At 35.0% G+C, this 13,230-nt stretch carries 16 protein-coding genes; 4 read left to right on the forward strand and 12 right to left on the reverse strand.

Going from position 1 to position 13,230, the window contains the following annotated elements:
- Positions 1-3 precede the first annotated feature (3 nt).
- Positions 4-846, forward strand: coding sequence for a pseudouridine synthase (locus tag QOX03_RS01605; RefSeq protein WP_283671236.1), 843 nt, complete (start codon positions 4-6; stop codon positions 844-846).
- A 55-nt stretch (positions 847-901) separates the two neighbouring features.
- Here QOX03_RS01605 and sppA read toward each other — a convergent pair whose 3' ends face one another.
- Positions 902-2,647, reverse strand: coding sequence for a signal peptide peptidase SppA (sppA, locus tag QOX03_RS01610; RefSeq protein ID WP_283671237.1), 1,746 nt, complete (start codon positions 2,645-2,647; stop codon positions 902-904).
- A 24-nt stretch (positions 2,648-2,671) separates the two neighbouring features.
- Here sppA and folK point away from each other — a divergent pair, with 24 nt between their 5' ends.
- Together folK and QOX03_RS01620 are read left to right on the forward strand one after the other, a co-directional pair.
- The gene (folK, locus tag QOX03_RS01615; protein WP_283671238.1) at positions 2,672-3,082 is read left to right on the forward strand and encodes a 2-amino-4-hydroxy-6-hydroxymethyldihydropteridine diphosphokinase; all 411 of its coding nucleotides are present in this window, start codon (positions 2,672-2,674) and stop codon (positions 3,080-3,082) included.
- A gap of 100 nt (positions 3,083-3,182) precedes the next feature.
- The gene (locus QOX03_RS01620) at positions 3,183-4,628 is read left to right on the forward strand and encodes an OmpA family protein (protein ID WP_283671239.1); all 1,446 of its coding nucleotides are present in this window, start codon (positions 3,183-3,185) and stop codon (positions 4,626-4,628) included.
- Positions 4,629-4,720: 92 nt separating this feature from the next.
- Here the strand turns inward: QOX03_RS01620 and QOX03_RS01625 are convergent, their stop codons facing one another.
- The 3 genes from QOX03_RS01625 to QOX03_RS01635 are packed head-to-tail and all read right to left on the reverse strand — an operon-like array spanning position 4,721 to position 6,746.
- The gene (locus tag QOX03_RS01625; protein WP_119056991.1) at positions 4,721-5,275 is read right to left on the reverse strand and encodes a 5-formyltetrahydrofolate cyclo-ligase; all 555 of its coding nucleotides are present in this window, start codon (positions 5,273-5,275) and stop codon (positions 4,721-4,723) included.
- Positions 5,275-5,505 (reverse strand): ferredoxin, encoded by a 231-nt coding sequence (locus QOX03_RS01630; protein WP_119056990.1) that lies wholly within the window; start codon positions 5,503-5,505, stop codon positions 5,275-5,277. Before QOX03_RS01630 ends, QOX03_RS01625 begins: the two co-directional genes overlap by 1 nt.
- Complete coding sequence (locus QOX03_RS01635) at positions 5,502-6,746, reverse strand: peptidase U32 family protein (RefSeq protein WP_283671240.1); 1,245 nt, start codon at positions 6,744-6,746, stop codon at positions 5,502-5,504. The genes QOX03_RS01630 and QOX03_RS01635 overlap by 4 nt, the downstream gene beginning before the upstream one ends.
- 101 nt (positions 6,747-6,847) lie before the next feature.
- On the opposite strand from QOX03_RS01635, the gene recO reads away from it, so the two are divergent.
- The gene (gene recO / locus QOX03_RS01640) at positions 6,848-7,564 is read left to right on the forward strand and encodes a DNA repair protein RecO (RefSeq protein WP_283671241.1); all 717 of its coding nucleotides are present in this window, start codon (positions 6,848-6,850) and stop codon (positions 7,562-7,564) included.
- 79 nt (positions 7,565-7,643) lie between these two features.
- On the opposite strand, the gene atpG is transcribed toward recO, so the two are convergent.
- The 8 genes from atpG to QOX03_RS01680 form a co-directional block, all read right to left on the reverse strand.
- The gene (gene atpG / locus QOX03_RS01645) at positions 7,644-8,498 is read right to left on the reverse strand and encodes an ATP synthase F1 subunit gamma (protein WP_283671242.1); all 855 of its coding nucleotides are present in this window, start codon (positions 8,496-8,498) and stop codon (positions 7,644-7,646) included.
- A gap of 5 nt (positions 8,499-8,503) precedes the next feature.
- Positions 8,504-10,084: a F0F1 ATP synthase subunit alpha gene (gene atpA, locus QOX03_RS01650; RefSeq protein ID WP_283671243.1), complete on the reverse strand. Its 1,581-nt coding sequence runs from the start codon at positions 10,082-10,084 to the stop codon at positions 8,504-8,506.
- Between the two features lie 27 nt (positions 10,085-10,111).
- On the reverse strand, positions 10,112-10,654 hold the full coding sequence (atpH, locus tag QOX03_RS01655; RefSeq protein ID WP_283671244.1) for an ATP synthase F1 subunit delta: 543 nt from the start codon (positions 10,652-10,654) through the stop codon (positions 10,112-10,114).
- A complete protein-coding gene (atpF, locus tag QOX03_RS01660) occupies positions 10,654-11,154 on the reverse strand; it encodes a F0F1 ATP synthase subunit B (protein WP_283671245.1) in 501 nt (166 codons plus the stop codon). Before atpF ends, atpH begins: the two co-directional genes overlap by 1 nt.
- A gap of 91 nt (positions 11,155-11,245) precedes the next feature.
- A complete protein-coding gene (gene atpE, locus QOX03_RS01665) occupies positions 11,246-11,437 on the reverse strand; it encodes an ATP synthase F0 subunit C (protein ID WP_165844929.1) in 192 nt (63 codons plus the stop codon).
- A 34-nt stretch (positions 11,438-11,471) separates the two neighbouring features.
- Complete coding sequence (gene atpB / locus QOX03_RS01670) at positions 11,472-12,593, reverse strand: F0F1 ATP synthase subunit A (protein WP_283671246.1); 1,122 nt, start codon at positions 12,591-12,593, stop codon at positions 11,472-11,474.
- Positions 12,594-12,670: 77 nt separating this feature from the next.
- The gene (locus QOX03_RS01675; RefSeq protein ID WP_283671247.1) at positions 12,671-13,030 is read right to left on the reverse strand and encodes a hypothetical protein; all 360 of its coding nucleotides are present in this window, start codon (positions 13,028-13,030) and stop codon (positions 12,671-12,673) included.
- Complete coding sequence (locus tag QOX03_RS01680) at positions 13,020-13,226, reverse strand: AtpZ/AtpI family protein (RefSeq protein ID WP_283671248.1); 207 nt, start codon at positions 13,224-13,226, stop codon at positions 13,020-13,022. The genes QOX03_RS01675 and QOX03_RS01680 overlap by 11 nt, the downstream gene beginning before the upstream one ends.
- Positions 13,227-13,230: the final 4 nt, after the last annotated feature.

A 13,230-nucleotide genomic window follows, 5' to 3' on the forward strand; every position in this document is an offset into this window, starting at 1 on the left:
TAAATGAGAAGAAAATCAGACGACAATAGAAATAAAAGAACCCAAAAGAATTTTGGTGGGAATAAAAATAGAAAACCAAATTTTTCTAAAAAGTTTAATAAACCCAAACCCCAAAAGGCAGATAAAAAACCCAATGATGATTTAATGAGACTAAATAAATTCATTGCTAATGCCGGGGTATGCAGTAGGAGAGAAGCAGATGAATTAATAAAAACTGGAGCAGTAGAAGTTAACGGGGTGATGATTACCGAAATGGGCTATAAAGTAAAACCTGATGATGAAGTTCGCTATGATGGAGAGCTGCTCACGCCCGAAAAGAAGGTTTATGTATTACTAAATAAACCTAAAAACTTTATCACGACAACCAGTGATGAGCGAGACAGGAAAACAGTAATGGATTTAATTGCAAATGCTACCTCTGCACGAATTTTCCCTGTTGGGCGGCTAGATAGGCAGACAACAGGGGTTTTACTGTTCACAAATGATGGCGATTTGACCAAGAAATTAACGCACCCCAGCCATCAGGTAAGGAAAATTTATCATGTTGTATTAGATAAATCTTTGCACGGTGAAGATCTGCAAAAAATTATGGATGGAATCCGAATGGAAGAGGGAGTGGCTAAAGTGGATAAGATTTCATTTATTGAAGGAAAAGCTCACAATGAAGTTGGTGTGGAAATTCACATCGGGTGGAATCGTGTGGTGAGAAGAATTTTTGAGAAATTGGGCTACAAAATTGAGCATTTGGATCGCGTATCTTTTGCTGGGTTGACGAAAAAGAATCTGAAAAGAGGCGACTGGCGAATACTTGAAAGAGATGAGATTAATTTCCTTAAAATGATGTGAGAATTTTTAAAGGCTTAAAAAAATTATATTTTTTTAAGCCTTTAAAAATTTCTTATTAAAAATGAATTTGATACGGCCACCACATTTGTATTCCTTTCATTTTCTGCAAACTATGGAGTTGAATATACTGCTGTAGTAATGCTGTATTCTGAGTCCCGATGATTTGCTCAGCAATTTGTGTGGAGAGATTAAGCTCCTTTATTAGCGACTCAAGGTTATCGGCTCGTTTGGGGTAATGAACGATTTCAAAATCTTTGATTTCTGCTTTTTGGGCTGCAAAGCTGATGGCTTTATCTATACCACCTAATTCATCAACTAAGTTCTCTTGCAAAGCTTCGCTCGCTGTGTAAACTCTTCCGCCACCAAGGGAATCAACTTGAGCTATTGGTAGTTTTCTGCCTTTTGCTACGATTTCTGTAAATCGGTCGTAGGTTTTCTCCACGCTTTGCCTTAATTTTTCTTTGGCAAAGGGCGTTAACCCACGTAGTGGTGAATAGTAAATGGTATTGGCATTGGTGCTTACGGTGTCTGTCGTTATCCCGATGGAATTTGCTAGGTCTCTGAAATTGGGGATGATTCCAAAAACGCCGATGGAGCCAGTGATGCTAAAATCTTCGGCAAAAATTCTGTCAGAGCTTTGAGCGATGTAGTATCCGCCTGAAGCTGCTACGTCGCCAATGGAAACTATGATAGGGATTTTGGTGTGTAGTTTTTTTAATTGAAAAAGTATTTCATCTGAACTAACGGCATCTCCACCGCCTGAGTTAATTCTCAGGACTACGGCTTTCACTGCATCGTTTTTTTCAATAGCTTGAATGGCGTCTAGGTAAGTTCTGGACTGAATTCCTGTAGAGCCTTCGCCAGGCAAAATGTTGCCACCAGCGTAGAGAATGGCGATTTTCTGGCTACTGTATTTTTCTTTTTTTGTCGAAGCGTAGTCAACCCAATTGATAAAATGATTTTCTTTTAAATCTTCATCTGTGCCTAATTTTTGCTTTAAAAAAGAATAAACTTCCTCTTTTTGAGCTAAAACGTCAATTAATTTTGTGCTTTTGGCTTCTTCTGCATTTAGCCCAGCTAATTGGTTGGCTGCTTGGTGTAGCTCTTCTGGGGAAACTTTTCTACTTTCAGAAACTTTAGAGACTAATGCTCCCCAAAAGTTTGTAAGTAGAGTTTTCATTTGGAATTTATTTTCTTCAGATAAATCGGTGCGGATGAATGGTTCTACCGCAGATTTATATTTCCCGTGGCGGATGATTTCAAATTCGATTCCGTATTTTTCACCTAAATTTTTATAGAAGGTAACTTCGCTCCCTAGGCCTTTCCACTCGATGCTTCCCATGGGATGATGAAAAATACTGTCGGCTAAGCTTGCCAAGAAGAAATCATTTTGGTCGGTACGATTGGTGTAAGCATATACGAATTTTCCTGATGTTTTGAAATCAGCCAAGGCTTTTCTGATTTCACTAATTTTATTTATAGAAGTTTGGCTAGGGAATTCTAAATCCAAGAAAACTCCTTTTATATTCTCATCATCAGCAGCATTTTTAATTTCTTTTAAAACGTTATAAAGATAAATGTTCTTAGTTTGTTTTAGATTAAACGAAAAAAAATCTACCTCAAAAGGGCTTTCTAAAATAGAATCATCGAGCTGAATGTGCAAGATACTATTTTTTTTAAGGCTTATTTTTTCTTCATCGCCCAAGAAACTTCCTAGAACAGTGAGTAATAGAAAGCAAAGGTAAATGAACAGGAAAATCCCTACGACGACAGCTATGACTCTGCCTAAAAATGTTTTCATTTTAAAAATTTATAAATTAGCAGCATGAAATTATGGAATGCTGAGCTGTTATTGGGCACAAATTTAAATAATCGGGAAGAGAACTTAAAATTTGCTAGAGAAAATATAGCAGATAAAATCGGTGAAATCTTTTTTGAGAGTAAAATACTAGAGACAGAACCCGTGGGGTTTACTAGTGAGGATTTGTTTCTCAATCAAATTATACGAATAAAAACAGCGCTGGGCCCCGTTAAATTATTAAAGGCTTTAAAAAAAATTGAGAAATCAATGGGGCGTGTTTACACTGAGCCTAAATTTGGTGAGAAGTATTGCTCTAGAATTATTGATTTGGATATTTTGAAATTTGAGCAGGTAAAGATCTGGTCTGATTTGTTGGTTTTGCCGCACCCTCAAGTGGAAGAGAGACCGTTTGTGAAAGAAATTTTGTGCGAGTAAAAGTTAAATTATGAAGATAATCAACGATTATTAAATTTAAATATTTGTATTTAAAGGAGTAAATTATAAATTTGCAACAATAACTGATTAAATTAAACTTATGAAGCGACTTAAATTATTTACTATGCTTTCGCTAGCATTGAGCTTTTCTGCGCTAACAGCACAAGAGAATACGGAAGTAGTAGTAGTTAATTCTGAGCCTATCTCTTTAGAGCAACAAGAATGGGAAAATAACTACTACGGGATGAATCAAAATTATGTAAACTTTACCTCAGATCAGAAGAAATTTAAAGATTGGACTTTAGCTATTTATGCTGGTGTGCCAATGGTGCAGGGTTCTGATTTGAATAGTTCTGTGAGTGGCGAAGGAATGAAGTGGGGCTATGATTTGCAAGCAGTTTTGACTAAACAAATCACCCATGCATTTGGTTTAGGGCTTCAATTTAACTATGGTAAGGCTGGTCTTCAAACTCCTGCATTGGGTGGATATGAAGGTGATGTACAATACCGTGTTTTATCATTGATTGGTGATATTAACTTTAGTAATTTATTGAGAAGAGTAGATAATAAATCAAGATATGCATGGGCGCTTCATGGGTACGGAGGTTTGGCGACTTTTGGTTATGACACTAATATTTCGCCTAAAAATAACCAAGGAATAAATAAAAAAACTGGATCAAATATAGGTTCTGGTTCTTTAGGAATCGTTGGGGGAGGAGGTCTCCGCTATAAAATCAATCAAAGTATTGATGCCGAGCTAAAAGCAATGTATTACTATACTGGTGATGAGGAATTTGATGGGTCTACTTCTGTTCCTGGATTATCTGAGGTTAACGAAAGAAAAGAAGATGGAATGTTTGTCTTCAATCTTGGTTTAATTTGGAAAATAGGTAAGCACTACGAGCACTTAGCATGGGCAGATCCTTTAGCTGACATTTATCCTGGCCATTCCCCACAAGATTTACAAGATATGCTAGTCGTTTGTGCACAAGGTGATAAAGATGATGATGGCGTATGTGATGATTGGGATAGAGAACTTGACACACCTGCTGGTGCACGTGTAGACGGTGCAGGTAGAGCACTTGACACTGATTTGGATGGAATCATTGATTTATATGATAAGTGTGTGACTTTAGCTGGCCCTGCTGAAAATGATGGTTGCCCTACAAATGCTGATTCTGAATCTCTATTGAACTTCGCGATTGCTAATCTTGAGTTTACTTTAGATTCAGATGTGATTTCTCCATCATACTACCCACTATTAGATAGAGCTGCTGAGTATTTAAAATATTATAAAGACAATACGTATGATGTTATAGGTCATACAGACGCAAGAGCAAGTAAGGCTTATAACATGAACTTGTCTCAGAGAAGAGCAGAGGCAGTAAAATCTTATTTGGTAGAGAAAGGAGGAGTTAACGCAAATCAATTGAATGTAGTAGCAATGGGAGAAGAAGATTTAAGATTCCCCGAGTGTAAACCTGCAAGTAAATGCCCCGAGTGGAAAAACCACGCCAATAGACGTGTAGTATTTGTTCTGAAATGATTGAATAAATAAAATGATAAACTAATCAAAAAAGCTGCTTCATTGAAGTAGCTTTTTTGATGAATTAAATTTTTTTTAAAGCTTTAAAAATTTTAAAATTTAATGAATAAATCTGGGGTAATAAGATAGTCTAACGAAATATCATGCTCTTCTTTGAAAGAAACATTTTCTAAAGGCTTGAAAAAATTAATACCAACTTTTATAGCATTTAAATCATTCAAAAAACGATCATAAAAACCGCCACCGTAACCAATACGATAACCTTCTTTGTCACAAATTAATAATGGAACAATAACGATGTCAATTTTATCTGAATTTATTTCTATGCATGGATTTGGCTCTTGAACTCCAAAAGAATTTGTTTTATAACGCTGTTTTTCTTCAATTTGGCAAGATAACAAATCATCTTTATTCATTTTGGGTAAGGCAACTGTTTTGCCAAGATGGAGTAAGGATTCAATGATAAAAGAAGTATCAACTTCATTGAATTTTTTCATGTTTTTAAAGACATGAAAAACTACTCCTTTCTCAAGGAAATTTTCTAAGAATGATTTTGCAATTGATGAGCTATACACATCAATTTTTTCATCACTCAGCATACTTCTCTTGTGCTTATAATATTTTCTAAACTCTTCTTTTTTCTTCATTAGACAACTTTTACGCTGATGATATTAACGGGGCATGCATCAGAGGCTTTATCACATGCTTCTAGACCTGCCATGTTTTTTTCTTTACGTGTATGGAAACCTTTTTTATTTTCTGATTTTAATAAAACAGATTTCCCATCTTTTTTAGACATTCTAAAAAATTCAGGAGCAAATTCAGCACAATAGTTGCACCCAATGCATTTATCGCGTTGTAGTGTAATTACAATCATGTGTTGGGAACAATTTTATACAATTTATCTGATAGCCGAATTCTAAAATCTATGGGGAAAGTAACAACATCTCCTTTCTTCGCCATATTTACCTCTTGATCATCGACCATAAAAGATTCTAACTTCAATTCCTTGGAACCTGTTGTAGGACCTTGAATCAATACAGTGTCATTAATTTTTAAATCATAAGCCTCAATCAAAAACTCAGCAATTCCTGCTTGCGTGTAGTAATGCTGCCCTTTACCGATGTAAACCTTCTTTTGTGTAGCGTTTGAACCAGGATTTTCACTCCATTCGCCTAATTTTTGCCCTAAATAATAGCCGCTCCAGAAGCCTCGGTTATAAACTTTTTCTAGTTCAGACATCCATTCTTCTACTTTTTCTTCAGAAAATGAGCCATTATACAAAGCGTCAATGGCTTCTCGGTAACATTTGATGGTCGTAGCCACATATTCTGGGGCGCGTCCTCTACCTTCAATCTTCAAAACTTTCACTCCAGCATCTTTGATTTGGTTAAGAAAACCAATCGTAGCTAAATCTTTTGGAGACATCATATACTCATTATCCAACTCAATTTCAAAACCACTTTCTTGGTCTATCACCGTATACTTTTTTCGGCAATTTTGTTTACAAGCCCCTCTGTTAGCACTAGAATTATGCGAATGTAAGCTCAAATAGCATTTACCAGAAACCGCCATGCACAAAGCACCATGACCAAAAATTTCAATTTCAACAAGTTTGCCACTAGGCCCAGTAATGTTTTCTTTCTCAATTTGTTGAGTAATTCTTTTTACCTGGTTTAAACTTAATTCACGCGATAATACAATCGTGTCAGCAAACAAAGCGTAGAATTTAACCGTTTCTATATTAGTCACATTAATTTGTGTAGAAATATGAACCTCCATACCGATTTGCCTAGCATAAGCAATCACAGCTTGATCCATAGCGATAACCGCAGTGATTTTAGCCTTTTTCGCCGCATCTAAAAGTGTTTTGATGACGGATAAATCATGATCGTAAATAATGGTGTTCAAAGTCAAATAAGTTCGCACATTTTTTGCTTTACATCGCTTAGCAATTTCTTCTAAATCATTTAAAGTGAAATTGATAGAAGCTCGCGCGCGCATGTTCAGTTGTTCCACGCCAAAATAGACAGAGTCCGCTCCGTTATCAAGTGCCGCTTGCAAGGAAGTGAAGTTTCCAGCAGGTGCCATTAGTTCAATCTTATTATCTTTGGTCATAAATTATTAATCTAAAACGCAAATTTAGCGATTTTGAATCTTTATTTAAATCCTATCTTTTTGCGATAAAAATTTTTAGAAAAAATTTAAGCCTTAAAAAAATGAGTGAAAAATTAAAAGCCATAAGCCTAGGCTACATCAAATATAGCGAAAGTAGCTTGATTTTGTATGTTTATAGCCTAGAATATGGCTATTTGAGTTTGATGCTCAAAGGCTTTTTTAATAAAAAAAAGAAAAATAAAGCGATTCTTTATCCCCTCACAGAAATTACCTTTATTTTACCCTCTAATGCCGATAAAAATAAATTAATCAATATCTATTCTGTAGATATTTTGAATTATTTTGATGATATTTTTTCTCACCCGATAAAAAGTTTACAAATTCAGCTAATTGCAGAATTTCTTAAAAACACCTTCAAAGAAGAACCACTAAATAGTGATTTGTATGAATATATTTTAAAAGCCTTAAAAAATTTTTCAGAGAAAAAAGACAATTTTGCTGATTTTCACTTGATTTTTTTTAAAGAAATCATTAGTCTTTTCGGGCTTAAACCCATGAATAATCCAAACAATAATTTCTTTAATCTTAAAGAAGGAAATTTCTTAGAAAGTCAAAATTATGATTACTCAATAGGAGAAGAAGAATCTTTGTTATTTAAAAAATTATTACATCAAGAATTTACGTTAACGTCAAAAACAATTTTTAACCAAAAAGAAAGAAGGATACTGTTGGATATTTTATTAAAATATTTTGAATTTCATCTCTCAAATTTCAGATCGCCTCAATCTTTAGAAATTTTAAAACATCTTATTCACTGAAATTTTTTAAGGCTTAAAAAAAAATCCCAAAATTTATCGTTTTGGGATTTTAATTTATTTCTTAAATGCATCAAAAATTTTAGCCATCAAGAGCATCAGCACCACCCACAATTTCCAAAATCTCATTAGTAATTGCCGCTTGCCGCGCTTTATTGTACTGTAAGATTAAATCTCGGCGTAGCTCTTCTGCATTATCAGTAGCTTTATGCATTGCCGTCATTCGAGCCCCATGCTCAGAGGCATTAGAATCGAGCAAAGCCTTAAATAATTGTGTTTTTATAGTTTTAGGAATTAAATCTAATAAAATTTCATCTCTATTCGGCTCAAAGATATAGTCAACAGAATGTTGATTTGCATCTGAATTTTTTTCGATAACGATGGGGAGTAGCAACTCATTTTTGATAATTTGTGTTGCTGCGTTTTTGAAATGATTGTAGACCAATCTCACTTCATCAAATTCCTTATTTTCAAAGGCTTTCATGATTTTATTGGCTAGTGTAGAAGATGTTTCAAAGTTGAAATTATCCCATAAATGACTTTCATTATCATAAACAGAATAATTCTTTTTTAAAATATCATTTGCCTTTTTACCAATAGTCATGAGATAGATTTTGGCATTTTTATCTTGCAATTCAGATGAGTGGTTAACTTCTCGAATCACATTTGTGTTGAAAGCACCAGCCAAACCGCGATTAGAAGAAATAGCAATGTACAAAACTCGTTTTTCGGTATAGACATTATTAATCTCACCTTCAAGGTTCATACTTACATTTGCAATCAATTCACGTAGTTTCTCAGCATAAGGTCCCATTTTTTCTACAGCATCTTGTGCTTTTTTCAGCTTTGCAGCAGAAACCATTTTCATAGCGTTGGTAATCTGCATGGTTGAGCCAACAGAAGAAATTCGACTACGTATTTCCTTTAAATTTGCCATAGGACTTAGCTTCTGTATTTTGCAGTTAACTCTTGAGCAACCCCTTTCAAGACAGAAGTTTGCTGGTCGGTATATTTACCTGATTTTAATTGATCTAAAATATCTCTATGCTTTGTGTTTAAAAAGTTAATGTACTCTTCTTCGAATTCTTTTATTTTATCAATTGGAACATTTCTCAATAAATTATTGGTACCAGCATATATCAAAGCTACTTGATTTTCTACAGGAATTGGGGAGTTAACTGGTTGCTTTAAGATTTCAACGTTTCTTTCTCCTTTCCCGATGACAGCCATCGTTGCCGCATCTAAATCAGAGCCAAATTTTGCAAAGGCTTCTAGTTCACGATATTGTGCTTGGTCTAGCTTCAATGTTCCTGAGACTTTTTTCATAGATTTAATCTGAGCAGCCCCCCCTACACGAGAGACTGATACGCCTACGTTAATCGCAGGGCGAACTCCCGAGTTGAATAAATCAGATTCAAGGAAAATCTGTCCGTCTGTAATGGAAATCACATTAGTTGGGATATAGGCAGAGACGTCGCCTGCCTGCGTTTCGATGATTGGGAGAGCTGTTAAAGAACCACCACCTTTTACTTTATCTTTTAATGACTCTGGTAAGTCGTTCATGTTTTTAGCTACCTCATCATCATTGATGATTTTTGCTGCTCTTTCTAATAAACGAGAGTGAAGATAGAAAACATCTCCAGGGTAAGCTTCACGCCCTGGTGGTCTTCTCAAAAGAAGAGAAACCTCACGATAGGCAACAGCTTGTTTAGACAAATCATCATAAACAATCAAGGCTGGACGGCCTGTGTCTCTAAAGTATTCGCCAATCGCCGCACCAGCAAATGGGGCCCAAACTTGCATAGGAGCAGGATCTGATGCGTTGGCTGCAACAACAACGGTGTATGGCAACGCCCCATGCTCTTCTAATACATTCACAGTCTGAGCTACGGTAGAAGCTTTTTGCCCGATGGCTACGTAAATACAGAAAACAGGTTCTCCTCTATCGTAGAATTCTTTTTGGTTTAGAATAGTGTCTATGGCTACTGTTGATTTACCAGTTTGGCGGTCACCGATAATTAGCTCACGCTGTCCTCTACCAATCGGAATCATGGAGTCAATAGAAATAATCCCAGTTTGCAGAGGCTCAGAAACGGGCTCACGGAAAATCACGCCTGGAGCTTTTCTTTCTAAAGGTAAATCCAATAGCTCGCCTTCAAGAGATCCTTTTCCGTCGATGGGAATTCCTAAAGTATTTACCACTCGACCTAACATTCCTTCACCAACTTTGATGGAAGCAATTTTCTTGGTGCGTTTAGCCGTATCACCTTCTTTTACCTCATTGGATTCGCCAAGTAAAACGATACCTACATTGTCTTCTTCTAAGTTTTGCACCATACCTTCCACGCCATTGTCAAAGGTAATTAACTCGCCGTATTGAGCGTTTTCAAGTCCATAAACTCGTGCAATACCGTCACCTACTTGTAAGACGGTTCCAACTTCAGACAGCTCTTCACCTGCATTGTAGTTGGAGAGCTGTTGATTTAATATTGCTGAAACTTCAGCTGGATTTATTTCTGCCATGATGATATTTCGTAATTCTTTAAACTATTATTTTTTAAGATTAAATTCCTTTTTCAGGTTATCTAATTTTGATTGAACACTTGCGTCAAACAATAAATCTTCTATTCTAACTTTAAAGCCACCCAATAGAGAAGGGTCGATTTTACTTTCAACTTCAATATCGTTGGCTTTTACTAAGTTAAGTAATTTTTGCTTAATGGCATCATTTTGCTCATTGCTAAGAGGTTGAGCGGAAGTGATAATAGCTTTCTTGATGCCTTTTTCTCTTCGATTGTATGTAATGACTTCCTCTACAACTTGCGGTAAAATCTCGCTACGCCTATTTCTTATGATTAGTTGTACTAATTTTTTGGTTTCAGTAGAGTAAGGTTTAAATAACTCCATAAGGATGCCTAATTTCTGTTGCTCATCAATCACAGGATTTTTTAAAAAAACTCGTAATTTTCGATTTGAAGATAAAATGAAATTTAAATTTTTAATTTCATTGATAATTTCCTCTCGTTGTTCTTTACTAGAGAGAAAAAGCATAAAGGCTTTAGCGTATCTTTTAGCAGCTCTGTAGTGAGTCATTAGCTTAGTTTAATGTCATTAATCAAAGAATTGATGTATTGAAGCTGTGCCTGGTCTTTATTTAACTCTTTGTCAAGAATTTTTTCTGCGATACCAATAGACATAGCAGCCACTTCGCTTTTAATTTCAGCCAAAGCAGCATTTTTATCTATTTGAATACTTTCCCTAGCAATAGATATGATTTTATCAGCTTCTTTCTTCGCTTCTTCTTTTGCTTGATTAATTGTTTGATTTCTTAGATCACGAGCTTCTTTCAATATAGCATCTCTTTCTGCCAAGGCTTGCTGTCTTCTATTCTCGTTTTCTCTTTTTAGTTCTTCGATTTCGGCACGCGCCTTTTGAGCTTCAAACATGGCATTCTCTATCCCTTTTTCACGTTCTTCTACTGCTTTTAGTATAGGTTTCCAAGCAAATGAACGCAAAATAAAAAGTAAAACCAAAAACCATAGCGCTGACCAAAATACAAGTCCTAAAGAAAATTGTTCTATAAGTTTTTCCATCTGATTTAAAGAATAATTATAACTAAATTTATTAAAAATAATTTAAAAAAGCCACTGTCGCCAACCGCTAAACAGTAGCTTTTTTTGTTTTTTAAGCCGCAAATAATGCAGCAAAAGCCAAACCTTCAATCAAAGCTGCTGCGATAATCATAGCAACTTGAATTTTACCTGAAGCTTCTGGTTGACGTGCGATTGCTTCCATTGCAGAGCTCCCGATACGCCCGATACCAAGACTTGCCCCAATTAGAATTAAACCTGCACCTACAATAGCTGGAATTTCCATAATAATAAATATTTAGTTAATGAATTTTTAAATTTTAATGTTCGTTATGCTCTTCTGCGGCTAAGCCAAAATATAAAGCTGATAGCATGGTAAATATATAAGCTTGCAGCAAAGCTACAAAGAATTCAATCATCGAAATGGCAACGGTCAATAAAAATGACATCGAGCCACCAATTAAGTTTTTAAATAAAAAGATTAAACCAATTAAACTCATCATCACAATGTGCCCCGCTGAAATGTTTGCATATAAACGAATCAGCAATGAGAATGGCTTGACGAATAATCCCAAAATTTCAATCGGAACCAAAATGATATAAATCGGAAGTTTTGCAATCCAAGGCATGCTGTCTCCTAATGGGTCAAATACGTGCTTCCAGTATGTTTTGTTTCCTGTCAAATTGGTGATTAAAAAAGTGAATAAAGCCAATACAAAAGTTACTGAAATATTCCCCGTTACATTGATGCCAAAAGGGGTTAACCCTAGCATGTTTAATATCCAAATGAAAAAGAAAATGGTTAATAAAAAGCTCATATACTTTTTGTAATGTTTCTTCCCAATGTTAGGAATAGCAATTTCATCTCTGATGTATAAAATTAAAGGCTCTAAAAATCTTGCAATCCCTTTGGGTAAAGCTCTTCTTTTGTAAGATTTAGCTGCCGTAGAGAATAGCAAAAGTAAAAGAATCGTTGCAATAAACATCACGAAAACATTTTTGGTGATGGATAAATCCAATGGTTTTTCGTTTGTCACTTTATGATTCTCATCATAGTGAATGTTTCCTTCTGCGTCAGTTTTATAAATCTTATTGTGGTATAATTTGTAGAAATTATTATTCTTTTGTACCACTTTTTTACCATGCTCAAATTCGCTCGACATGAAGACTTTTAAGCCATCGTCAACCAAGATAACTGGCAACGCAAAGCCATAGTGCTCATGCGTTTCTTTATCATGAGCAATGTCAAAATAATGTGAATCTAGCAAGTGATGCTGAATCTCTTCTTTTATTTCTTCTCTAAGACTTTTCTTATCCACTATAGAAAGATCTGCAGGAGAATCATGGGCAGGCGTTGTACTCTGATGGTGACTTTGCCCATAAATATTGGTGGAAAATAAAATCAATAAAATTATTAAAGCCTTAAAAAATTGTCTCGACATTTACTTCATGTGTTTGATTTCGCAAAAATATACATTTGATAATAGATTTAGAAAAAAAATGAACTTTTTTTTATTTTTTATAAATCATTGAGGCGTCGAGCCGCCCATGCAACTGAGAATAAAAAAAATATAAAATTGCATGATAGGAGTAAAAAAATACTTGAATTATCTAAGTTGATGTTTTCTTGGAGTTGATTTAAATAAAGTTTGACAATAAATAGCTTTAGAGCAATTAAAATTAAAAAAACAAAACCAGCATGGTGAGGAGTTTTTTTGAGAGAATAAGACATTGCTCCGATGAGAATAAGCAAGAGAATCAGCATGATAGCGTCTGTTTTTAAAATTAGTTTGATTGGGATGTCGAAATAAAAACAAATCGCATTGTGAGCCAATAATAGTAAGAAAAATATAAGGCTTAAAAAATTATTACTTTTCATTAGTAGTCATTTGAATTAGTAAAAAAACTGAAAATCCCATACCTATTAGCGCACCCAAAGTAGTTAACCATGGTTTCTCCTGCTCAAAATATTTGTCTAAATAATTTCCACCCCAAGTTAAGATAAATAAAATGATGGCGATCTCTAAACCTACCCCACTGAGTTTTACCCAATCATTTTTTGAATTGTTGACCATGAAA

This window comes from Candidatus Ornithobacterium hominis (assembly GCF_951229915.1).
Classification (GTDB): Bacteria; Bacteroidota; Bacteroidia; order Flavobacteriales; family Weeksellaceae; genus Ornithobacterium; species Ornithobacterium hominis.